Source organism: Paenibacillus sp. FSL W7-1332 (genome assembly GCF_037969785.1).
Taxonomy (GTDB): domain Bacteria; phylum Bacillota; class Bacilli; order Paenibacillales; family Paenibacillaceae; genus Paenibacillus_AQ.
In genome coordinates this window covers 608,753-633,108 of sequence record NZ_CP150209.1, presented here as the reverse complement: position 1 = coordinate 633,108, position 24,356 = coordinate 608,753, and the positions used below count along the sequence as shown (strand labels likewise).

General features: G+C 52.2%; 21 protein-coding genes. 11 read left to right on the top strand and 10 right to left on the bottom strand.

The features are described from left to right. Nucleotides 1-124 precede the first annotated feature (124 nt). The 8 genes from MKX98_RS02675 to MKX98_RS02640 form a co-directional block, all read right to left on the bottom strand. Entirely contained in the window at nt 125-844 is a 720-nt protein-coding gene (locus tag MKX98_RS02675; protein ID WP_194540643.1) for a glycerophosphodiester phosphodiesterase family protein, read from the bottom strand. A 244-nt stretch (nt 845-1,088) separates the two neighbouring features. Then, nucleotides 1,089-1,949, bottom strand: coding sequence for a carbohydrate ABC transporter permease (locus MKX98_RS02670; protein ID WP_220686762.1), 861 nt, complete (start codon nt 1,947-1,949; stop codon nt 1,089-1,091). After that, nucleotides 1,939-2,889, bottom strand: coding sequence for a sugar ABC transporter permease (locus tag MKX98_RS02665; protein WP_194540641.1), 951 nt, complete (start codon nt 2,887-2,889; stop codon nt 1,939-1,941). Before MKX98_RS02665 ends, MKX98_RS02670 begins: the two co-directional genes overlap by 11 nt. A 5-nt stretch (nt 2,890-2,894) precedes the next feature. Then, the gene (locus MKX98_RS02660) at nt 2,895-4,232 is read right to left on the bottom strand and encodes an ABC transporter substrate-binding protein (protein ID WP_194540640.1); all 1,338 of its coding nucleotides are present in this window, start codon (nt 4,230-4,232) and stop codon (nt 2,895-2,897) included. A gap of 300 nt (nt 4,233-4,532) precedes the next feature. Further along, the gene (locus MKX98_RS02655; RefSeq protein ID WP_339221294.1) at nt 4,533-5,087 is read right to left on the bottom strand and encodes a glycerol-3-phosphate responsive antiterminator; all 555 of its coding nucleotides are present in this window, start codon (nt 5,085-5,087) and stop codon (nt 4,533-4,535) included. Nucleotides 5,088-5,639: 552 nt separating this feature from the next. After that, nucleotides 5,640-6,110 carry a DinB family protein gene (locus MKX98_RS02650; RefSeq protein ID WP_194540638.1) on the bottom strand — a complete coding sequence of 157 codons (471 nt, stop codon included), beginning with the start codon at nt 6,108-6,110 and terminating at the stop codon, nt 5,640-5,642. Between the two features lie 110 nt (nt 6,111-6,220). Then, nucleotides 6,221-6,361, bottom strand: coding sequence for a hypothetical protein (locus MKX98_RS02645; protein ID WP_339221291.1), 141 nt, complete (start codon nt 6,359-6,361; stop codon nt 6,221-6,223). Nucleotides 6,362-6,402: 41 nt separating this feature from the next. Beyond that, on the bottom strand, nt 6,403-7,146 hold the full coding sequence (locus tag MKX98_RS02640; protein ID WP_194540636.1) for an AraC family transcriptional regulator: 744 nt from the start codon (nt 7,144-7,146) through the stop codon (nt 6,403-6,405). Between the two features lie 112 nt (nt 7,147-7,258). On the opposite strand from MKX98_RS02640, the gene MKX98_RS02635 reads away from it, so the two are divergent. The 4 genes from MKX98_RS02635 (at nt 7,259) to MKX98_RS02620 (ending at nt 12,085) form a co-directional block, all read left to right on the top strand. Further along, entirely contained in the window at nt 7,259-9,547 is a 2,289-nt protein-coding gene (locus MKX98_RS02635) for a glycosyl hydrolase family 65 protein (protein ID WP_339221289.1), read from the top strand. Between the two features lie 200 nt (nt 9,548-9,747). Then, a complete protein-coding gene (gene pgmB, locus MKX98_RS02630; RefSeq protein WP_339221287.1) occupies nt 9,748-10,422 on the top strand; it encodes a beta-phosphoglucomutase in 675 nt (224 codons plus the stop codon). 166 nt (nt 10,423-10,588) lie between these two features. Beyond that, nucleotides 10,589-11,551, top strand: coding sequence for a phosphotransferase (locus tag MKX98_RS02625; protein WP_339221285.1), 963 nt, complete (start codon nt 10,589-10,591; stop codon nt 11,549-11,551). Between the two features lie 24 nt (nt 11,552-11,575). Next, nucleotides 11,576-12,085: a hypothetical protein gene (locus MKX98_RS02620; protein ID WP_339221283.1), complete on the top strand. Its 510-nt coding sequence runs from the start codon at nt 11,576-11,578 to the stop codon at nt 12,083-12,085. A 148-nt stretch (nt 12,086-12,233) separates the two neighbouring features. Here the strand turns inward: MKX98_RS02620 and MKX98_RS02615 are convergent, their stop codons facing one another. Together MKX98_RS02615 and MKX98_RS02610 are read right to left on the bottom strand one after the other, a co-directional pair. Next, entirely contained in the window at nt 12,234-13,340 is a 1,107-nt protein-coding gene (locus MKX98_RS02615; RefSeq protein WP_220686766.1) for a GIY-YIG nuclease family protein, read from the bottom strand. 275 nt (nt 13,341-13,615) lie between these two features. Further along, nucleotides 13,616-14,482, bottom strand: a complete 867-nt coding sequence (locus tag MKX98_RS02610; RefSeq protein WP_194540630.1) for an AraC family transcriptional regulator — start codon at nt 14,480-14,482, stop codon at nt 13,616-13,618. A 125-nt stretch (nt 14,483-14,607) separates the two neighbouring features. Between MKX98_RS02610 and MKX98_RS02605 the strand changes: the two genes are divergently transcribed. The 7 genes from MKX98_RS02605 to MKX98_RS02575 all read left to right on the top strand — a co-directional run bounded on the left by MKX98_RS02605 (nt 14,608) and on the right by MKX98_RS02575 (nt 24,343). Then, nucleotides 14,608-15,897, top strand: coding sequence for a Gfo/Idh/MocA family oxidoreductase (locus MKX98_RS02605; protein WP_339221279.1), 1,290 nt, complete (start codon nt 14,608-14,610; stop codon nt 15,895-15,897). Nucleotides 15,898-16,010: 113 nt separating this feature from the next. After that, the gene (locus MKX98_RS02600; protein ID WP_339221278.1) at nt 16,011-17,828 is read left to right on the top strand and encodes a histidine kinase; all 1,818 of its coding nucleotides are present in this window, start codon (nt 16,011-16,013) and stop codon (nt 17,826-17,828) included. Next, a complete protein-coding gene (locus MKX98_RS02595; protein ID WP_339221277.1) occupies nt 17,803-19,401 on the top strand; it encodes a response regulator in 1,599 nt (532 codons plus the stop codon). The genes MKX98_RS02600 and MKX98_RS02595 overlap by 26 nt, the downstream gene beginning before the upstream one ends. Nucleotides 19,402-19,524: 123 nt before the next feature. Continuing rightward, the gene (locus MKX98_RS02590) at nt 19,525-20,439 is read left to right on the top strand and encodes a sugar ABC transporter permease (protein WP_194540626.1); all 915 of its coding nucleotides are present in this window, start codon (nt 19,525-19,527) and stop codon (nt 20,437-20,439) included. A gap of 5 nt (nt 20,440-20,444) precedes the next feature. Then, nucleotides 20,445-21,284: a carbohydrate ABC transporter permease gene (locus tag MKX98_RS02585; protein ID WP_012818681.1), complete on the top strand. Its 840-nt coding sequence runs from the start codon at nt 20,445-20,447 to the stop codon at nt 21,282-21,284. A gap of 74 nt (nt 21,285-21,358) precedes the next feature. Then, nucleotides 21,359-22,675, top strand: a complete 1,317-nt coding sequence (locus MKX98_RS02580) for an extracellular solute-binding protein (RefSeq protein WP_194540624.1) — start codon at nt 21,359-21,361, stop codon at nt 22,673-22,675. A 21-nt stretch (nt 22,676-22,696) separates the two neighbouring features. Beyond that, the gene (locus MKX98_RS02575) at nt 22,697-24,343 is read left to right on the top strand and encodes a hypothetical protein (RefSeq protein ID WP_339221274.1); all 1,647 of its coding nucleotides are present in this window, start codon (nt 22,697-22,699) and stop codon (nt 24,341-24,343) included. Nucleotides 24,344-24,356 lie beyond the last annotated feature (13 nt).

Genomic DNA, 24,356 nt, shown 5'->3' with positions numbered 1-24,356 from the left:
AGATCCTTTGATACATACACCTGCCGACTCCAGGGACCGTCAACGGGCGTTTCCCCTAACCTTATAAATGCAAGCGGCGCCTTGTACATATCACCCAGCTTGCGCATCAGTTTTTCTGGAGCCGTTAGGCGTTCAGCGCAATCTTCTCCTTGTATACTCTGGCCCAGCCCTCCAGATTGTTCGTAACGATCAAGAGCTCAGGGTATTGGGCAAGAGATGCCAGTACAGCCTCATCGTCCGGCGTCCAGACAATGAGCTGGATGCCCCGCTTGCGCGCCTCCTCCATAAAGGAAGGAGTCACGTACACATATTTGACGGACACATAACGAGCCCCGATCTTCTCCAGATAAGGGAACACCGATGGCGTAGCTCCATAAATCACAAGGCCCAGCTCAATGTCAGGATCCAGGGAGCGTGCCCGTTCAATGGAATAATGATCGAAGGAGGTGAGAAACACCTGCTTCTCCATGCCCGTATCCTTAATTACGTCAATGACCTTCTGTTCCAGGCCGGGGTAGGTATCCCCCATCTGCTTCAGCTCAATGTCAACGATCATCCGATCCTTGGCAAAACGCAGTGCTTCCTCCAGCGTGGGAATCACTTCTCCTGAACCTGCATCCAGCTTGCGTATTTCCTCCAGCGTGAAGGCATTGATTGCCCCTGTTCCGTTGGTCGTCCGGTTTACCGTCGCATCATGAATCACAACGGGCACGCCGTCCTTCGTCAGCTGGACATCCAGCTCCAAGTGCGAGAAGCCAAGCTCCAATGCTTTCTGAAAGCCCAGCATCGTGTTCTCCGGGTATTTCAGCGGATACCCTCTATGAGCCAATCCACGTACTTCCATGTGCAATTCCTCCATATCTAGTCGATTGATGGCCTCGATCACGCCAGTATCTTACGGTAACGGACTGACTTACGTAATCGGGGTGGTATTTAAAGCTCTATAGGACTGTTCGCCATGAACTTTCCGATCCCTGCTGTCTGCAGCAGATCATAACCTTCGGGAGAATACAGACAGACGGCATAGCGGTGTATCCTTGCCCACCGTTTCCATGCCGTCTGGAATACCGCTTCATTCGGTTATGTGGTTATTTAAACGTTGAATTCGCCATCGCGGCCACAATATGCTTCTGCATGACCGTAAAGACCAGTACGATCGGGATAATCGCCATGACGCTGGACGCCATAATGACATTGAAGAACATCGCTTCATTTCCGGCAATGGAATCCCGCAGCATCGCAATACCTACCGTAAGCACACGCATGTCGTTATTGTTGGTCATGATCAGCGGCCAGAAATATGAATTCCAGGACGAAATGAAGATCAGCACGCCCATGGTGACGATCGTCGGCATCGCCATCGGGAACAACAGCCTGTATAGAATGGAGAACCGACCGGCTCCATCCACGCGTGCCGCTTCCAGCACGTCGTTGTTAATCGATTTGAACGCCTGCCTGAGCAGGAATATCGCATAGGCGGACGCCCCGTGAGGTACGATAAGCGCCCAGAAGGTGTTCAGCCAATCGAGTTTGGACATCATGACGTACACGGGAACGAAAATCACCTGCTCCGGAACGATCAACGCGGCAAGCACCAACAGAAACAGCGCGTCCCGTCCCCAGAACTTCCCCTTCGCGAATGCATAAGCGGCCATGAGCGCCACGTTCAGCTGCAGAATAATGGTGCCGACCGCCATGAGCAAGGTATTGCCGAAGAACCGGGCGTAAGGAATAACCCGGAAGGCTTCGGCAAAGTTCTGCCAGGCAAAGGTTTCCGGCCAGAATGTAGGAACGGCCATTCGCATCTCGGACTGCGTCTTGAGCGCGCTGATCAGCAGCCAGTACACCGGAAAGAACATGACGAGGGTCACGATCACGGCTCCGATCACACGGAGCGTCATCATGGCCTTCCGGTTCTTGGCGGATCCAGCCATATAATTATCCTTCATAGTGCACCTTCTTCCTGCTGACCACCCATTGTACCAATGTTAACAGCAATATGATTACAAACAGAATCATGACAAGCGCCGAGGCTCTTCCTGTTTTGAATTCATCAAAGGCCATCGTATAGATCCAGTACACAATCGCATTCGTTGCCTTGAGCGGACCGCCGCCCGTCATGACGTCGATCGACTGGAACACCTGCATGGAGGAGATAAAGCTGGTGATGACCAAAAACAGGGTCATAGGCGACAAGAGCGGCAGCGTAATGTTGCGGAACTGCCGGAACTTGCTGGCTCCATCAATCGAAGCTGCCTCATAATACTCGGCCGGAATCCCGCGCATACCTGCAATAAAGAGGATCATCGCAAAGCCGACGCCCTTCCATACGGAAACGGCAACCAGCGCCGGCAGTGCCGTCGAAGGGTTGGTCAGCCATTCGACCGGCTCCATGCCGAACCAGGAAACAATGGAATTCAATAGCCCGTATTGTCCATTGTAAATCCATGTAAATACCATGGCCGCGACAACCATCGAGATGTAATAGGGCATAAAAATGACGCCGCGCATGAATCCGAACAACCGTGACGACGACACGTTGAGCAGCAACGCCAGCAGCAGTCCGATGACAAGCGTAAATACAACGTCCATCACGGTATACAAGAACGTGACCTTCAAGGAGTGATAGAAATCCGAGTTCGACAGCAAGCGCGTATAGTTATCGACGCCCACGAATTTCTTCACGGGACGGGTCATGTTCCAGTTCGTAAAACTAATGTACACGGAATAGCCCAGGGGATAATACAAAAACACGCCCATGAATAACAACGCCGGAACCGCGAACGAAAAGTCCTTCCACTTCTCGATCAACGTATGAGACATCCGTTTAGAGACCGAAGCGGTCGCCCGATTGGACGCCGCCTTTGTCACTTGTTTATTGGTCTCCATAGGCATCACTCATAGTCAGCCAGAATATCGTTGATCTTTTTGGCTGCATCCTGCATAAGTGGTGTCGGATCTTTTTTGTTCAGCACCATTTCCCCTACGACTTCCTTATAAACTTCGCTGAATTCAGGGTAAGCCGGGTGCTGCAGACGCGGCGTTACTTCATCAAAATGCTCGTATACCGCTCTGTATTGCGGCCATCTTTCGAAATATTGATTGCCTTCCTCAGACTCGATTGCGGATTTTCTTGTCGGCAGGTATCCAACGGATTCAGCCCACTTAATGTTTTGCTCCGCCGAAGTCATGAACTCGATAAATTTCCAAGCCGCTTCTTTCTCCAGATCCTCGGCACCGTCCATCATGACGATCCCCGCGCCGCCAATGTTGGAGGTCCGAACTTTATCGCCAGGGATAAAGGATACGCCAACCTCAAAGTCCGCATTCTCGCGGTACATCTTGAGCAAAGCCGATGAATGCTGAACCATGGCGATCTCGCCGCCCAGGAACATTTGGCGCATATTATCGGAAGCACCCTTCCCGAAGCCCATATGCATGTGGCCTTCATTTTGCCATTTGTAGAAATTCTGAAGATAACGAAGCGACTCTTCATTCTCAACGGCCGATGCACTCAGGTCCTCGGTCAGGATTTGTCCGCCGCCGTTAATGTTCCACGGATCGTAATACCACGTATCCCAGCCAGGAACGGAGAAGGCATAACGCGTCGTTTTGTCGCCTTCTTTTTTCGTTACCTTCGCATTAAAGTCATCGATCTCATCCCACTTTTGCGGCGGCTCTACACCCAGCTCGTCCAGCATCGTTTTGTTGTATACAAACACACTGGTACTAACGATCAGAGGGAACCCATATTGCTTGCCGTTGAATGCATATGCATTCAGCATTCCTTTGGCGAAATCGTCCATCTTCACTTCATCGCGCTTAATCCATGGGCCCAAATCAGAGAACACACCGCTGTCCGCAAAGTTAGGCAGGGACGCAACTTCAACATTCGTTACAGCCGGCACGTCATTCGCAGCCACTGCAGCCGATAATTTTTTGTGAAGATCAGGATAGCCGCCCTGGAACACCGGCTCTACCGTAATATGCGGGTACTTCTTCTGGAATTCTGCGATCATGTAGTTCAAGCCTTCCAGTTGAGCATCCGCGTGGGCATGCCAGTACTGGATTTTGACAGGTGTTGTATCATTCTTCATATCCATCGAAGCGGCTTCCACATCGTCGAGCGAAACCTCTCCTCCGGCGCTTTCACTTCCACCGCCGCCTCCGCAAGCTGTGGTAATAACCATAAATATGGTCAGTAACATTAACAACCATGATTTCTTTTTCATAGATGATCAATTGTCCCCTTTCGAATCTACTCATCATTCATCTTCATCACTGCTGTCCATCCACTTCAACAAAATGGCCGGTTCAACGGCACGCGGATCCTAAAGGAATGAGGGAAATCTCCCATCCACTCAACCCGTCTACCCCTTAAAAAGCGCACAAAAATAGAGACGTCAAAAAGAGCGCAACCTAAGAGCCACCACCTCCTATAAAAGCTAAAGTAGCTGCTACTCGGGTTATCTCATCGTCTCCACCCCTAGCAAATATGTAATTATAGTTAATCCATCACCGTACAGGGAACCTTACGTCCAAAAACGCGTATCTCCTGTAGATACGAGGTCTGCACCGTTTGCCAGCGCCTCATCGATTTCTTCCTCGCTTCGTAAAAAACCTCCCACAATAAGCGGACAGTGAATTTCCTTCTTCAGGTCGCGGATTACGCGGGGCATGAGTCCCGGCATTAGTTCCACCTCATCCGGACGGGCTTGTCCGATCATTTTCACTGCGGTTCTTAAAGCTGTCGTATCAATGGCAAACACTCGCTGTATTGAGCTAATGCCCGCTTGGCGCGAAGCCAATACCGTATTCGTCTTCGTCGTAATGATCCCGTCGATCTTGTACGAATCGGCCAAATACTGCACCGCCGAATTATCCCGGCCAATGCCGCTTACCATCTCCAGATGAACAAACACTTTTTTGCCTGAGGAGTGAAGTCGATTCACGATATCACTGAGTTTCAAAATATCGCCTGTCATCAGGTTCACCCGTTCCACCGTGCTGTTCACAGCCGCATCGATCTGTTCCAGCTTGGTAATCGAAGCGATTACGGGAAGACGCCGTGTCCTTTGTTCTGCCATAAGTGCGTGTCCCCCTTTTACCGAACACTCTTATGGTAAGGCGTTAGGATCATGAGAGTATTAACGATATGTAAAATCTGTGTTAACGGCACTCATCAAGGCTTCGACACATCATGTATGCGCTTACCATTCAATTAACGGATTCTGCTATGTCCCCTGGTTTGGTGGATTCCCCCTAGACTTAGGATCATTCGGTTCAGCGAAGATCAGGATAGCGCTTTCAGAATAGCTTGCCAAGCTATTTAATATCTATCATAGAGGAATGATTTAGCCGTAGTCTATAGCGAAATTTGTATTATTTTGTCGAATTTAAAAGAATATCAATTCAATGTAACAAATATTATGGCGCGAACGACGAATTTATGATGCTGCAAGATATAAAGGACCGAATCCGGAAGGGAAATTCGAGTCCATGTAAACTTAAATCTATGGTTAATATCTGCACAATTCGCTTCGAAGGGTTTCCGAACCGGCAACAACCGCTGTATGTTGAGCGGCTTTACGTCCCGATCGTTACGCGGCCCTGCCTTGATCTCCTCTTCCTGGCGAAAACTATTCGAATAACGGAACCTTCGGATCCTTCCCGTTACAGTGAACCAGCATCGCATGCAGTTGTCCTCGATGGTGATACAGATGGGCGACGATTTCAAGCAGCCATTCATACCTTGAATAGGTGACGCCCCAGTAGGAAGTCTTCTCTTGATGGAGCTCTTCTTCCGTCATGTCTCTGAATGCCTGCTCCAAATGTGAATAGCTGCTTAACAATTCGGCCTGTATATCCTTCAGGTTATTTAACGACACGCCCTCATAATAAGCATCCATCTCCTCTTGCGTGGCCCCGCCCGATATGTAAAAATCAGCCCGGCAGATCACTGCAATATGCTTGAGCAGCTCTCCAACGGAATGCTTGTCTTCTGTCGGTTGAACGAGCAAATCCGATTCATCCAGCCTGTCGATAATCGCAACAACAGAGATGACAGCCACCTCGATTTGATGCAATGCATATGTACAATAGGAATTCATAGGTTCTCTCCAATCTGGTATGTATAAAACACTTATAGGTTCAAACTCGCTTCATCATTATAGAACATACGTTCCTGATATTTCAACAAAAAACAACCTGATCTTAAAAGCTAAGAGACAGGTTGCTCCTCCATACATCGCATGACCGATCGGCCAACGAGTTGAAATCCGGTTGCATTCTCAAGAACTAACGCCGCAATCAGCTTTTTCTCCAGACTTAAGTGAAGCATTTTCTGCATTAGTTTCTTCATGAGGGTGTCTCTCTCTTCTCGTTGTTCATTATGATCGTCCTTTATCGCGCCGTACCGCTGATCCGGAATTGTCTCGGCGTCATCCCCGTAAAATTCTTGAATAATTGCGTATAATAACTCTGGCTGCAAAACTTGAACGTAAACGCAATTTCCGATATCGACTGATTCGTATTGGCCAGCAAATGCTTGGATTCCTCGATCTTCCGCCGATTAATAAAGGTTGTCAAGGGTTCGCCCGTCTCCCGCTTAAAGCGATCGGACAGATAACTCGGATGGACTTTCAAATACTCCGCAACCCTCTGCAGGGACAACTCCTCGAAAATATGCTCCCTGATGTAATAGATCGCCAGATTCACAATGTGAGAGAACGACACGTCTTCCTTCTCGGAGCGAATCATCGACACAAACTGCACCAGCATCTCATATTCAAAATGAACCAGCCGCTCCACATCGGTCATTTTCTCAATCTCAAGGATCATCGTATCACTTAAATGAAAGGCAATCTCAGGATCTACGCCGCCTTTGATGATCGCCCGGGTAAATAAGGTACAGGACGCAATCAGGGCATTCTTCTTCGACCGAAGCGGATACGTCGCAAGCACAGCCGCTTCCAGCTCGTTAATCTTACGAAGCATATCCATGGCTCTATTCTCATCGCCGAAGCGGATCGCTTCCAGCAGTTCGTGCTCATAATCAAACGGGGGATGGATAAAATTCTCGCGCAAATAATGCATACGGGAGGACAGATAAAACGGACGGTTTCCCGAGCGTGAAGGCCCTTTCATTATTTCTACACCACCTAAAAATATTGATAAAAACCTTGATATTTTAGTATAACATAACCCCGATTGGCTCTAAAATTCAAGCATAAACCATGCTAGGAAGGAAGTGTAGAACATGACCTGGAATATATCAAATCCTGATTTGTCGCAGCAAGCCCTGCTGAATATGGAAAGTATTTTTGCACTTGGAAACGGTTACTTGGGTGTACGCGGCAATTTCGAAGAAGGCTACGGAGAGAGCATGTCCACCATCCGCGGTACCTACCTGAACGCTTTCCACGACGTGATTGAAATTCCTTACGGCGAGAAGCTCTTCGCCTTTCCTGATACACAGCAAAAACTCGTTAACAATATTGATGCCCAGACGGTCCTGATCTATCTAGGCGACGAAAAAGAGCCTTTTTGCCTCGATCATGGAACGATCACTGCCCATGAACGCCGCTTGCATATGGACAAGGGGTATTCCGAACGCATCGTGCAGTGGATATCGCCCGAAGGCAAAGAGATCAAGCTGACCTTCCGACGTCTGGTGTCCTTCGCGCACCGGGAGCTGTTCGCCATCGACGTACGGATCGAACCGATTAATTTCAACGGCCAGGTTCGCATCGTTTCCACCGTCAACGGCAAAGTGAAGAACTATACCAATGCCAACGATCCCCGGGTAGGCGCAGGGCATGCGGAACGGATGACCGTCATCGATACAGGCGTCAAAGGCAGCGATGCCTATGTCGTTGACGAGACGATGGCGTCCAAACTGCGTGCAGCTTGCGTGACCCGTCACCACTTGGATGCCGATGCGGACATTCGGCTCGAATCCGGAACAGGAGAAGTTACCTTCACGGCTGTCCTTCCATTGACCGGACCGATCCAGTTGACGAAATACAATCTGTATACCGACAGTCTTCGCCACGGGCAGGAAATGATCGAACGTGGAATCCAGCTGCAGGAGGAGTTGAAGGATCTTTCTTTCGAGGACTTGCTTGCCGAACAGGCCGAGTATCTGAACGACTACTGGAAATCAGCCGACGTCGTGATTCAGAATGATGACCAGCTCCAGGAAGGCATCCGTTTCAATCTATTCCAGCTGCTGCAATCCGCCGGTCGGGACAAGCACAGCAACATTTCCGCCAAAGGACTGAGCGGTGAAGGGTATGAAGGCCACTATTTCTGGGACACGGAGATTTACATGTTCCCGGTATTCCTGATGACGCAGCCGGACATTGCGCGCCAGCTGCTGCTGTATCGCTATTCCACGCTGGAGCAGGCGAGAGGCAGAGCGCGGGAAATGGGACACCGGCAAGGCGCGCTGTTCCCGTGGCGCACGATCTCGGGAACGGAATGCTCCTCCTTCTTCCCATCGGGAACGGCGCAATACCATATCAGCGCAGACATCGCATACAGCTATATTCAATATTACCTCGCCGAACAGGACCGGGATTTTCTCTTGTCCTACGGGGCCGAGGTGCTGATCGAAACCGCCCGCCTCTGGGCCGACATTGGTCACTATTATAACGGCGCTTTCCATATCGATGAGGTGACTGGGCCGGATGAATATACATGCTGCGTGAATAACAACTATTACACGAACGTCATGGCAAAGCATAACCTGAAATGGGCCGCCAAGAGCTGCGCCATTCTGGATTCCTATGATGCCCAAGGCTTCAAAGCCCTGTGTGAGCGGCTCGGCGTAACCGCGGATGAAATTTCGGCTTGGGCGAAAGCGGCGGATGCCATGCTCCTCCCATATGATGAAGCACTCGGCATTAACCCGCAGGACGATACGTTCCTCCGCAAAGCGGTATGGGATTTCGATAACACGCCGGAGGACAAATATCCGCTGCTGCTCAACTATCACCCGCTCACCATTTACCGTTATCAGGTGTGCAAACAAGCGGATACGGTGCTCGCCCACTTCCTGCTGGAAGACGAGCAAAGCTTGGAAACGATCCAGCGCTCGTACGACTACTATGAAGGCATCACGACGCATGATTCGTCGCTGTCTTCCTGCATCTTCAGCATCATGGCCTCAAAGATCGGGAATATGGACAAAGCGTATGAGTATTTCATCGAGACGGCTCGCCTGGACCTGGACAATACGCACGGCAACACGAAGGACGGCCTGCACATGGCCAACATGGGCGGCACTTGGATGTCCATCGTCTACGGCTTTGCCGGCATGCGCCTGAAGGAAAGCGGACTATCCCTCTCCCCGGCCATTCCGAAGGACTGGGAGAAGTATGCGTTCCGCCTGAACTTCCGCGACCGCCTCATCGGCGTATCCATCGAGAAGGAAGGCGTCACCTTGGAGATCGTCGAAGGCGAATCCATCGAGATCAAGCTGTACGACGAGGCCGTTATGCTTGAAGCCGGGAAACCTGTGAAACATTCATTGCAGAGCATATAACAATAGGCCATGAGGCGATTGCCCTCCCCATGCGCAGGGCATCAATCCCGGCTTACGAGGAAGACGATCGATCGACAAAATTCCCGACAAAATTTCCTATGAAAACAGACTGCGACTAACCGTCATTTTTCTTGCGATACCCAGAATGTCCCTGTTTCGGGTTTGTACTCTTCGATATCTCAAAAAGGAGTTATAAGATAATGAACGAAACACGAAAGCTGAAGGCTGTCATCTTTGACTTGGACGGCGTCATTACCGATACCGCGGAGTACCATTATCAGGCATGGAAAGCCACGGCAACCGAGCTGGGCATTCCCTTCACGAGAGAGTTCAACGAGAATCTCAAAGGCGTATCCCGCATGGATTCCCTGAAGCTCCTGTTAAGTCAGGCGGAGACGCCTGTAAGCTATTCCGATGAAGAGCTGGTACAGCTGGCCGACCGCAAAAACAAGCTGTACGTCGAGCTGATCGAGACGATCACGCCAGCCGACCTGCTGCCCGGCATTACGGAGTTTGTGGGGGACATCCGGTCGGCCGGCCTGAAGACCGGCATCGCGTCCGCCAGCAAGAACGCCATTGCCGTTTTGACCCGGCTTGGCGTCATGGATCAATTCGACGTGATTGTCGACGTAACCAAGCTGAAGAACAACAAGCCGGACCCGGAGATCTTCCTCACCGCTGCTGCAGAGCTTGGCGTAGAGCCTGCCTACTGCATCGGCGTGGAGGATGCCGCATCCGGTGTTGACGCCATCAAGGGCGCTGGCATGTTCGCCGTCGCGATCGGCAACGCCGCGCATTTCCCGCATGCAGATGTCGTGCTGTCCAGCACGGCGGAGCTGAGTTTCAGTGAGCTAGCTCAGAAATTCGAAGGTTGATAAAGAAATTGTAAGGGTGCTCCCTTAGGAGCGCCTTTTTCGTATGTCCTCCCATTTTTTGCAACCACCCGCGATCTTCGTTAGACTGTAGTTGGTAGTGAGTACAGTAATCTTCCGGTATGTAAGCATAAGCATCATATCGAGAATACGATAAAGGGGACTTTCCATGGAACAGGCTGTCTTGGATCAAGGGGCCGAACGATTCGGCCAAGGTTCTTATTCGCTGAAGTTACTTGGGGGATTCGATCAGAATGTATTTGAATACAACGGCGAAGACGGACGCCGCTTCATTATTAAATTTTTGAACGCATCCAAATACCGCAAAGCCTCGATCATTCGCAAGCTTACGTGGATGGCCTATCTCGCCGAGCAGGGTCTGAACATGGCCGAGTCCATTCGATCTGCCCAGGACCTTCTTATTGAAGAGGTAACCCACGATTCCAAGCGTTACCATGTCATTGCCTTTACGAAGGCTCCCGGCAGCCCGTTAACGGATGTAACATCGGATTTTGCGATAATCAAGCAGTGGGGACGCGGGATGGGCCGTATGCATAAGCTCGGCAAAAAGGACGCCACCGCTTCCTCACTCGTGCACCGAATGGCGTTTCCACATTGGAATGAGCATGTGATTTTTACCGATGCGTTCCCGGAGGCTGCAGGTGAAAGAGTCCATACGCAGTGGAAACAGTATCTTAAGGAATTGGAGTCGCTTCCGCAGGATCAGGAAGGCTACGGCATCGTCCACAATGACCTCCACCATCACAACTTTCACGTACATAACGGGGAGATTATCTTTTTCGACTTTGGGGATGTCTCGTACCATTGGTTCGCCTACGATATCGCCATCGCCATCTATCATGCAGTCCAGACGGTTCCGGAAAACCGGAAAGCCGAGTTTGTGGCCCGATTCTTCGACTCGTTTTTATCCGGCTACCTTCAAGAGAATACGCTGAGTGAGGATTGGATCGAGCGAATTCCATATTTCATCGACTTCCGCAATATCTACTCCTTTGTCTATTTCTCCAAATTCGTAAATTGGAATGAGATGGATGAACGCACCCGGAAATATCTGTTAGCGATGAAAGCGGATATTGAGGAAGGCAAATCCGTTGTAAAGCTGTCTATATAATAAGAGAAGGAAGATTGCTCTGCCATGAAACCAAGATCCAAACCTCACCGCAGGCTCTTATATATGGGCCTGGGGCTGCTCCTTTCATCCATTCTTCTATACCTGCTGTTCCTTCGCCCCACGCCCATCAAGGTGGGTGGATTTACATCCTATACGGATGAAAACACCATCATCTTCGAGGTTATCAATGAAGGATTCGTCGATGTGGAGCTGCTGGACGTGCGGGTGAATACTGGCATGAAGCCTGCCAAGGCCGAGCTAGGCGTCAGTTATTCTCTTCATCTGGTCGGCGGCGGAGGCCTTGATGAAGATCCCGATATCGAATTCGTGGATATTCGGGAGGTGCCGTTAAAGCCTGAGCTCTCGCCGGACGAGAAGAGAGCCGCGCTCAATCAAGGTTCGCGCATTCCGCTTAATTACGGAGTCCGTCTTTATAACGATGAGCCCATCACCCAAATTGAAGTGAAATATAGGTATGGGGGGATCACTTTTACGAGAGAGATGCCGATGGGGCGATTTTTCAATAAGCCATAATACTCAAAGATATGTTTGCTGTTGGAAGTAAATAAGTAAACCAAAGCCTCTATCCGTGTCGGATAGAGGCTAATATGATAAAGACCTATTTCCGCTGATAGCTTTCCTCCGATACAATCTCGGCCCAGCGGGATAACGACTCCTCAAATTAAGATGACACAACATAATGATTCACAAAATCCCGCAGTGCAGCTTCCATATCAGACTCCCCATCGTCTTCGAGCCATGAATCCTGAAGAACAAGATAACGGCAGGCGCTGCTCTGCAAATAGCTGTAGATGATTTGTGCAGCATCGATATCTTCCCGGGTAACCTCGGCAGCATCGCATCCCGTATCCTTCGTGAAATAGCTGAGAATCAAGGCTTTGACCCTCCGCCTCAACGATTCAATATCCACTGTTGCAGCCACAGAGCATCGCTCGCTGTGCAGCACAACGTTCCCCTTAATCAGGAATAACTTAATCGTATCTTCGTTTAAATATTCGTAAACAACGATGCTGTGATTCTCTTCGGCGAACTCGATCACATCCCGTTTACTTAAAAGCAGGTTCACCGCCTCCATGCCGTCCCTGTATTTTGCAGCCTGCTCAAAATCGAAACGCGCTGCGGCGCCCAGCATGTTTCGCTCCATCTCATCATATAAACGTCGGTCGTCCCCTTGAAGCAGAGCAATGAATCGATCCATGATGTCATCAAATTGCCGCGCGCTTTCGCCGCCAAGACACTTGCCAAGACAGAGGCCAATCGAATAATTCAAGCAGGGAGCATTTGCCGAAGAAGCGGCAGGTGTATGATTGCAGGCGATTTTACAGCATTCTTTAACCTTTTGCACTGCATGTTCAAGACTATGTCTGCTAGCTGTATAGGGGCCGAAAAAACGAGATCGGTCAGGGCCGCCTTCATCCAGTGTATCCGTAAATTCCAGCCATCGCCAATCTCGCTTTTGCCGCAATACGATATAACTATAACCTAGCGGATTTTTCATTTTTCGGTTATACATCGGCTTTATGTCCTGAATGAGCCTGCATTCCAGCATGAACGCCTCAAACTCCGTGTCGGTGACGATATGCTCCAGGTCTTTGACATGCTGAACCAGCCTCTTCACTTTTGGGGAGTGCGATTTATTGTTGTAAAAATACGATTGTACTCTCTTCTTGAGACTTTTGGATTTGCCAACGTAAATGACCGTTCCCCGCGAATCTCTCATGAGATATACGCCCGGCGACAGCGGCAACTCTTGTATTTTTGTTTTCATATTGACTGTCGATCCTCTCAACGAATCTATCAAATATGGCGTTTTCGTTCACTTCCAAGATACCATATGCACACCAAAAAACACCACAGCCACGAGCTAATCCAACTCGATGAACGCGGTGCCTCTATTAGGGACTAGGGCTACAGCCTCTATGCGCAGAAATCAGAGCCATACACAAAGGCTGGGCTAGCTCCTCGCTGCAATAAAATAGAGACTATCTATTATCTTAATATAACGTTTTCTAGTACACCAGAAAGAAGACATAGTCTATTCCTTTAGCTTCGCATTCGATACTGCTTCCTGTATGCCCTCGGCGACAGCTGAACCGTCCGCTTAAACATCTTCCCGAAATGGGAGAAGTTGCTGAAGCCTGATCGCCAGGCGATATCCGTGATGGAATCATCGCTCTCTCGCAGGAGGCGCTGCGCTTCCTTAACCCGAAGCAGGTTCAAATAATCGCTAAAGGTAAACCCCGTTGTCTGCTTGAACAGTCGGCTGAGATAGTGCGGGCTGATTCGGAACGCCTCCGCTACCTCGGGCAGCGTTAAAGCCTTCTGATAATTATCGTTAAGATACCGGACCACCGCCTGGGTCTTCGGATGAAGAACCGGCTCCGTATCGGCTGAACGAACCGTACCCAAATGCCGGCTGCGGTAGGCGAAGAGCAGCAATTCGACCGTTCGGTGCCGCAGCAGCCAACTGCTTCCCGCTTGAGGATGGATCATCTCATTCACCATTTCGCCGACCATTTGCTCCACCGCTTCACTCGCTGGCGAAGGAAGCCTTAGAATCGGAACATCCCAGCCGAACGGCTCCTTCAGCCCTTCGGCCAGCTCAGGCGGTACGGCCAGATCCGCGAACAATTCCGGGCTTATATAGAGGACAAGGCGATCATGGTCGGGCCGGCCGCTGTCCAGCGTCTTATGAACGGCATTCCGGTCCACGAAGACAAGATCACCGGCCCGAACTCTGTAAGAGCGATCTTTGATGAAGTAGATCCGCTCGCCCGATAACAGGTAGTACAGCTCATAATGATCGTGGAGATGGTCGACCGTCATTGAGAAATAGCCAATGCGGCGGTCATACTCCATATTCAAATATCCGGTGGGATCGTGGTAATCTGCTCGAAACGGCTTGGTCATGCGGCTGCCCCCTTTCCTTGAATTATAGCAAAATATGCGGCATTTGAAAGCGATTACGCATGAAATGCGGCGAAAGCAGTGCTCCCTTGTTATAGGCTAGAGCTATATTCAAGGAGGCGATAGAGATGAGTGACAAGAAACGTTATGTATTGGTCGGTACCGGCGGCCGCGCCGAATTTTTTTATGGCGCACTGGCCCAGAATTTCCGCGACAAATCCGAGCTTGCTGCCTTTTGCGATATCAACCAAACTCGCATGAATTACGCGAATCAGCTGCTGCGGGAAAAATATAATTACACCGAGGTGCCTACCTACCCCGCAGACCAATTTGACCGGATGATCGAGAACGAGAAGCCTGACTTCGTCATCGTGACCAGCATCGACCGGACGCATCACAAGTACATCATTCGCGCAATGGAGCTTGGGTGCGACGTCGTGACCGAGAAGCCGATGACGATCGACGAAGAAAAATGCCAGGCCATTCTGGATGCCGCCAAGCGGACCGGACAAAATATCAGGGTCACCTTTAACTACCGTTACGCCCCCCATCATACCAAGGTACGGGAATTGATCATGAATGACACCATCGGCCAGGTGACCTCGGTTCACTTCGAATGGCTGCTGAATACCCGCCACGGCGCAGACTACTTCCGGCGCTGGCACCGGGACAAGCGGAACAGCGGCGGATTGCTCGTCCATAAATCCACCCATCACTTCGACCTGGTCAACTTCTGGATCGGTTCCCATCCTGAAACCGTTTTCGCATTTGGAGATCTCATGTATTATGGTAGAGAGAATGCCGAAGCGCGGGGCGTTACGCAATTCTACAATCGCGCAACCGGAAACCCCATTGCCAAAGAGGACCCGTTCGCGCTCCATCTGGATTCGGATGCGCATCTCAAAGCCATGTACCTGGATGCCGAGCCGGAGGATGGCTACCAGCGGGATCAAAGCGTATTCGGGGACGGCATCAACATTGAGGATACAATGGGCGTCCTCGTGCGGTATCAGAACAAGGCCATTTTAACGTATTCGCTGGTCGCCTATCAGCCGTGGGAAGGCTATCGCATCGCCATCAACGGCACCAAAGGCCGGATCGAGATGAACATCGTTGAACAATCCTACGTCAATTCACTGGGCGACAAAAGCCAAGAAGGCGCGTTAATCGGGAAAACGCTGCGGGTGCTTCCGATGTTCGATGCCCCGTACGAGGTTCACGTCGAGGAGAAAAAAGGCGGACATGGCGGAGGCGACCCTGTGCTGCTGAATGATCTGTTCGGGGAACCGGTGGAAGATCCATATGCCCGTGCGGCCAACCATATCGATGGGGCGAGATCCATACTGACAGGAATTGCAGCCAACCGCGCCATCGCCACCGGCATGCCTGTACGAATCGACAATCTGGTTCGTTTCTAAGCCGTACACGGCTGCTTCAAGCAATTTTCCCTTCAAAGGCTGCGTATTTACGCAGCCTTTTTTCACATGTCGCAGACCGCCTAGAAATCCGCTTTTCGTAAAGGAGGAAATGGATGTTCTTCTCATTAAAAAGCCGTTTGATCGCCTTTATCGTCGCACTCTTCGTCCTCTCTTTCGGCACGCTCTCCTTCCTGCTGTTTACGGAATCGCGCACCGTGATCCGCTCCTACATCGAATCCTCTGCCCTTGAGAAGATGGAGGAATACGGCTCCTACGTCGATATGGTCCAGATGCAGATTTATGATGTCGCTTCCCTCGTGTTCAACAGCGACACGGCCAAGAACTGGGATAACGCCATCAGTGACCCGCTGCTGCCCGAAGGGGAGAAAATGCTGGCCAATCTTGCCATGAGCCGATTTCTGACCCAGGCGACCAACAGCTACACCAGTATCTCCGATGTGTCCATCTACCGGCGCAGCGGACTTCGGATCGGCGGCGAGAACCAAGTCGAAAGCGACCCGGCCTTTTTGCGGGAATCGTGGTACACGAACTTCTTCGCGTCCGGAGACCGCTGGCTGCCAGCGCATACGGACCAGCATGAACGTGTCCGGGATCACGGCAATCCCGTCGTCAGCCTGCTGATGCCCATCGGGACCTTCCATCATGCCACGGCGCAGAACGTGATGAAGGTTAACGTCAGCGAGTCTTATTTTCTGGAACCGCTCACCCGGATCCATCTGGCCAAGAACAGCACGATTTTTCTGTTGAACGAGCAAGGAAGCCCGATTCTATCCCAGCAGGCGCATGAACTTGGCACCGAAGCCCTATCGGAGATCGATCGCATTCGAAACGGCCCGCTGAAATCGGGCGTTGTCTATCTGACCAACGATGAAGGACAGCGGAACATTCTGGTTTACAAGAAGCTGGGGCGCACCGGCTGGATGCTGGCTGGACTAGCGCCGGAAAAGGAGCTGTACTCCTCTCTTCACAAGCTTCAGAGCACCATCCTGGTGGTTACGGTCGTTCTGATCCTGGTCTCCCTGTTTGCCGCCGCATGGCTCTCCTATGGCGTCACCAAGCCTTTAACGCGTCTGGTCCTGGCGATGAGGCAGGTGCAGCGCGGAGCATTCGACCAGGCCGAGTCCGTACTGCCTCCCGACAAAAACGTAAAGAGCGAGGTCAGTTACGTCATCTCCACCTTCCGCTATATGATCAGCCGCTTGCGGCAGCATATCCAGAACGAATTCGAGCTGAAGCTGCTCCGCCAGCAAGCCGAATATAAAGCGCTGCTCATGCAGATCAATCCCCACTTCATGTTTAACACCCTGGAGCTGGTGAGCAGTCTTGCCATGCAGCGCCGGACGGACGATACCGTGCAGGTGATCGAGGACCTGGGCAAAATGATGCGCTTCTCCATGAATACCAGTGACGACCGGGTCCTCTTAGCCGAAGAGCTGGCTTATGTCCGCCACTATATCTCCATTCTGCAAACCCGCTTCGGGCATAAACTCGACATCTCCATCCACGAGGAAGGCCGGCTGGATTCACTGGTGATGATCAAGTTCATTCTGCAGCCGCTGATCGAGAATGCGGTCAAGTACAGCTTTCAGCATCAAACCACGGCACAGGTGGACATCCGGATCAGCAGGCAGGGCAATCGCCTGCACCTCCACGTCGCGGATAACGGTCCAGGCATGCCCTCCGAGATCATCCGCAAACTCCAGGATCCCGCGGCGGCCTCTCAATTAGAGCCGATCCTCCGAAGCGAGAGCTGGCACATTGGACTCGGCAACGTGATTGCACGCTGCCGCTTGCATTACGGCGACTTATTTGCCGTTCATATTCGGAACGGAAGCGAAGCCGGCACTTGCATCGAACTGATTCTACCGGTACAGGAGGAATATCATGTACAACGTATTGATCGCAGATGACGAGATCGAGGTTCGTGAAGGGCTAAAGCTGAAAGTCGACTGGGAGAGCATGGGCTTTGCCATTTCGGGGGAGGCCGGGAACGGCTTGGAAGCTGAAGAGCTCTTGAGATCCCATTCGTATGACCTGCTCATTACCGACATGAACATGCCCGTCATGGACGGCGTCCAGCTGCTCGACGTTTGCCGGAGCCACAATCCGACCATCCAGATCATCATCATTACGGGATACGAGGATTTTCAATACGCCAGAGCGGGCGTCCGCAGCCAGGCCATGGACTACTTGCTGAAGCCCGTAGCCCGGGACGACCTGAAATCCGCCTTAAGCAAAATCAAACAGGAATTGGATAAGAACCGCAAGGTACGGGACGATTCGGAAATGATGCAGTGGCGGCTATCCCAGTATTACAAAGAAATGAAGGAGCGCTTCCTGCTGGATCTCGTTCGCGGCAATCGTCTCCCCCCCGCCTCCCTGCCGGAACGGATTCGACTGTTCCACCTGGAGGACTGGCAGGACGGGTGCGTTTGCTTCATCACCGCGGGCATGAGGGAATGCGGCATGCAGAAAGCACCCGAAGGCCGCGCGCCCGAACATCTCCGCCTTCCGTTTCAAATGGTCTGCCATGAAATCGCCGAGTCTTATCCGGGCGGCGTTCAAGTGTTTCATGATACAGCTCATCCCGGCATCATGCATTTCATTGCGCTTGACGGCATTCAGCATGAATTCGCGGATAAACTCGCCGCGCAGGCATCATCATATTTAACCGTGGAGGTGCAGGTGGGACTCGGGCTGCCCGTGTCGGGACTTGAGCGATGGAAAGAGGGGTATATCCACTCCCTCCTGGCCTGGAATCTGGCAGGACGCCAGAACGGACCGGATCAGGCACCCGTAACCGACCAAAGTCCGCTGCTGCCGGAGGAAACAAGCCGCGCGCTTCATCGCTGCCTGATCCGGGGCGAATTGGAATCCTTCCGCAGCATCATCCGGAGGGAGCTGGGCGAGGCATTCCGGCTATCGCCTTCCCGCTTGGTACGGAGCCTTTTTCAAATTACGCTGATTATGGAATCGGCCGCCGTCGACAACATACGGCATTCACAGGGAGGGGGGCCTCTATGGATTTCACCCGAATGGGTTTTATGGCTCGAGACCCCGGAGCAGGCGGAACGCCTGCTGATGCAGTGGGCACAGGATTTTGTGGACCACCACCTGGAATCCGGAGACAAAGACGCTACCCTGATTGAATCCGCCAAGCGGTATATCGAGGAAAATTACATGCAGGAATTATCGCTGACCTCGCTGGCCGAGCAGTATAACTACCACCCTACCTACTTCTCAGAGATGTTCAAGGAAGGGGCTGGGGCCTCGTTCATCCAGTACGTTACGGGAGTTCGGATGAAACACGCCGTACGCCTGCTGCAGGAGACCCGATTGACGGTATGGGACATAGCCGAGCTGACGGGCTTCTCTTCACCCGGCTATTTCAGCTCCAAATTCAAAAAAATGTTCAATCAAAGCCCTTCCGAGTTCCGACTGTCGCAATCCGAAAAAATCGAACACGATGATCCGAAGAAATGAGATTCCGTCCTCTCGCCTCCCCCGGTATGATGTGTTTACCGGGCGAACCGACATCCCGATTGTAAGCGAATTCAAGCCGTCAGGTAACCGCCCATGCTCATCCATCCTGAAGGGAGGTACATTATGAGAAAGCTGTCCAGGCCCTTATACGGCCAGCAGAATAAGACAGCCTACTTGTTTCTTCTGCCTTGGCTCATCGGCTTCTTCTGTCTGACGCTGGGGCCGATGATTGCATCGCTGTACTTATCCATGACCAAATTCAACCTGCTCTCATCGCCGACTTGGACAGGACTCAGCAACTATGTCCAGATTTTTACCGAGGACGATACGTTTCAAAGATCCTTGTGGCTAACGTTCTACTATGTGTTCTTATCCGTGCCGCTGAGACTTGCGTTCGCGCTGCTGGTCGCCATGGCCTTGAACAAGGGCATCCGCGGACTCGGCATTTACCGGACTGTGTATTATATCCCTTCCTTGTTGGGAGGCAGCGTTGCCATTGCCATCGTCTGGCGCCAAATCTTTGACGGCAGCGGTCTGGTCAACCAGTTCCTCGGCTGGTTCGGCATCTCGGGCCCCTCGTGGATCGCCCACCCCGACTATGTGGTGTATACGATTATCACGCTGTCCGTCTGGCAGTTCGGATCGGCCATGGTCATCTTCCTTGCCGGTCTGAAACAGATTCCGACTGATTTATATGAAGCATCCGGCGTAGACGGTGCCGGAAAGATCCGTCAGTTCTTCGGCATTACGCTGCCGATGCTGTCACCCGTTATCTTTTTCAATCTGATCATGAGCATGATCAATTCGTTCCAAGCCTTCACGCCGGCCTATGTCATCGGAGACGGGCGGGGAGGGCCGCTCGACGCCACGATGTTCTACACCTTGTACCTGTATCTGAAAGGCTTCTCGTTCTTCGATATGGGTTATGCCTCGGCTCTGGCATGGATCATGCTGATCATCATCGGCGTGTTCACCGGAATCGTTTTTCTCACATCAAAGTTCTGGGTCTTCTACGGGGATAACCAGGAAGGGAGGTAATGGATATGCCGCTTAAGCGACAACTCGTCCAAGCCGGGAGGCATGCCGCCATTATCCTCCTCGGCCTGCTCATGCTGTATCCGGTGCTGTGGCTCGTCTTCAGCTCGTTTAAACCGAATCATCTCATCTTTACCAACAGCAGCCTCATTCCGACTGCCTTCACGCTGGATCATTACGTGAACGGCTGGAGCGGGCTTCAGGGCATTTCCTTCGGCCGATTCTTCGGCAACTCCGTGCTGATCTCGGTCATGAGCGTCATCGGGAACATCGTCTCCTGCTCCCTTGCAGCCTATGCCTTCTCGCGATTGAAATTCAAATTCAAAGGCCTGTGGTTCAGCATCATGCTGGTAACGATTATGCTGCCTTACCACGTAACGCTCGTGCCTCAATACATTCTGTATAACGAGCTGCATTGGATCAATACGTATTTCCCGCTCATCCTGCCCAAATGGCTGGCGCACGACTCCTTCTTCATCCTGTTGATGGTTCAGTTCATCCGCGGCATTCCGCGGGAGCTTGACGAGAGCGCGACCATCGACGGCTGCGGACAATCGCAGATCTTCTTCCGCATCGTGGTGCCGCTTCTCGTCCCTGCGCTGATTACGACGGCCATCTTCACCTTCATCTGGAGCTGGGACGACTTCTTCAGCCAGATGATTTATTTAAGCAAGATCGATTTGTTCACTGTACAGCTGGGGATCCGATCCCTGTTCGATCCTTCGGGGCAATCGGATTGGGGGGCGCTGCTCGCCATGTCCACGCTGTCGCTGCTGCCTGTGACAATCATCTTTCTGGTGTTTCAACGGTATTTTCTCGAAGGCATTGCCACGACCGGCCTGAAGTAGTCTCGAAAGCTGCCTGACGTGTTGCGAAGGCGTGCTGCAAATGAACCAATTATGATTAGACTGGGGGATTATCCATGTTGAAGAAATGTTTCGTTGGAATATTGGCTTCGCTCCTGTTATTCGTCACCGCTTGTTCCGGAACGGATCACACTGGAGAAGGCGGGAGTACGGGCGCAGGGGCCGAGCCGAGCGGCCAGGTCGAGCTGCGCATGATGTGGTGGGGCGACCAGAAACGGGCCGATATTACGAACGAAGCCCTGAAGGTGTTCCAGAGCAAACATCCGAACATCAAAATCGTCGGCGAATTCTCGCCTTCCTCCGGATATTTCGATAAGCTGAACACCCAGCTCGCTTCCGGCACCGCGCCGGATATCTTCTTCCTGGGCGGAAACGTGGTGGACTATGCCAAAAAAGATGTGCTGCTAAACCTGGATCCGTATGTCGGCAGCGAACTGAAGCTGGACGGCATGGATGCCACCATGGTGGAATACGGCCGTCTGGATGGGAAGCTGCAGCATATTTCTGCAGGCGCAAACGCCCGGGGAATCGTCATCAACAAGGCACTATTCGAAAAGGCAGGCATTCCTCTGCCGGAGCAGGATTGGGATTGGGAGGAATATGCCGCCATCAGCAAAGAATTGTCCGACAAGCTTGGCGACGGCGTATACGGTACTTATAATTTCACCGTCGACGGAATGGATATCTTCCTGAAGCAGCGCGGAAAACAGCTGTATGATATGGAGAATGGAAAGCTCGGCTTCGCGAAGGAAGACATTCAGGAATGGTTCGAGTATTGGGAGCAGGCATCGAAAGCCGGCGGTGTCGTTACGCCTGAACTTCAGGTGTCCAATCCGCACGATGATACCAGCAAATCCTTGTTAATTACGGGCAAAGCGGCCATGAGCCTTCTCCCTTCCAATCAACTGGCCGCATTCCAGAGCCTGACGGAAGATCCGCTCATCCTCCACCCGGTACCTAGAGGTCCGAAGGGAACGGGCGTAGTATTCGAGTCCAGCCAAGGACTATCCGGATATGCCAACACCAAGCATCCGAAGGAGGTCGCCACGCTCATGGACTTCTGGATCAATGATCCCGAAGCGGCCAAAATCCTCGGTAACGACCGCGGCGTGCCGGTAACGGAAGCCAACCGCAACCTTCTCCAGGAGGAAGCAGGCCCCGTGGAAGAGATTGTGTACAATTACACGAGTCTCGTATCAGAAGCCACGAAAACCGAGCCTTTTGACGTAAGTTATAATCCGCCGGGGTTCGCCGAGTTCTCCAAGCTGGCCCAGACGACGACCCAGGAGATCGGTTTCGGCCGGAAAAACGTCGAGCAGGCCGTTGCGGACTTCTATAACGGCACCGTGCGCATATTTGAATCGAATCAATAACAAGTTTTCAAGGAGGCGGACATGACAGAAGTTATGCTGGACCGGCTGCACCGGATTTCGATACCGGACCGGGTGCAGCCAGGTAAACGGGAAGATCGGAAACTGCTGCAGGAGTGGCAGACGACTGGCGTCCGATTCGCGGCATCGGGCGGACGGCTCGAAGCGGCTTATTATACCGCGCTGGAGAAGCTGCTGGCCTGCATCGTGCCGATGAACGGCAGCGATCCGATTCTGCAGGAGGGCGGTATCTATCTCGGCTGCTGGCTAGAGAGCACCGGCACCATCAATGCCGAACTGCTATCGCGACTGATTCCTTCGGTCTCGGAAACCACCTACCTCGCTTTTGCGGATCAGCAAAGGGAGGATGGGCTGCTCCCTTATAAACTGACGGAGAACGGCCCTTCGTTCCGCCAGATCCAGCTCGTCACGCCGCTGGCGCGCTGCGTCTGGAACCACTATGAGCTTCATGGAAGGGACCTCACCTTCCTGAAGACCATGTACCAAGCCATGTCGCGTTACGACGATTGGATTGCGCGTTACCGCAGCACCCGGGGGACCGGCTGCGTGGAGGCTTTCAGCACCTTTGATACCGGGCATGATCTATCGCCCAGGTTCTGGCATGTTCCGGACACGCCCTATAGGAACGATGCCGCCGCCTTCCACCCGGACTCCCCGGTACTGCCCTTCCTGGCACCGGATTTGACGGCCAACATCTACTGCCAGCGCATGTATTTGGCCCGCATGGCCGAAGAGCTCGGCGAATCCGGAGCCGATTGGAGGGCCAAAGCCGAAGCCAGCCTGAACAGCCTCTTCCGTTATTGTTATGACGAGGAGGATCAATTCTTCTACGACCGAGATCGGAACGACGAGCTGGTCCGGGTCCAATCCGACGTGCTGCTGCGCGTGATGGCCTGCGAGGTGGGCGACCGCGAGCTGTTTGACGACATGCTGCGTCGCTATTTGTTGAATACCCGCAAATTCTTCGCCAAATATCCGTTTACGTCCATGGCGATGGACGATCCGCGGTTCGATCCGTCCTCCTCTTACAACAGCTGGGGCGGGCCGTCCAATTTCCTGAGCTTGATCCGGGCGCCGCATGCCTTTGAACATCACCACCGCTATGTCGAGCTGACCTGGGTGCTGCAGCCCATTCTGTCCGCCTTGTCCAAGGCGAAGCGCTTCCCGCAAACCTTGAGCCCTTGGACTGGTGAAGAGGGCTTTACCGAGGCGTATTCCCCTTCCATTCTGTGCCTGCTGGATTACGTGGAACGGCTCTGCGGCATCATGCCGATCGGATCGGATCGGCTGTGGTTTACGGGACTGCTTCCCGTCGACATGGATCATGGCGAAGAAGTTGCCGGCAACACGGCCTATAGCCGAACCGTGAACGGGCTGCACTACGAATTGGTGAATACCCCGGACAACGTCACCGTATACCGGGAAGGCCGCGTTCATATTCAAGGCCCCGCCGGGATTCGGCTGGTCACGGACCGCAGCGGACAATTGGAGGGCGTGATCGGCATGAGCGTGCGTACCATTGAAGGCGAGCTCCGCTATCAAGGCACATCCATTCCGATCCGGATCAAAGGCAATGAGATGCAGTTGTATTCAGACGGAGATTTAAAGACGGAGAGGGATATCGGCATCATCTATCCTGCCTATCGTTAATTGAAGGAGGTAA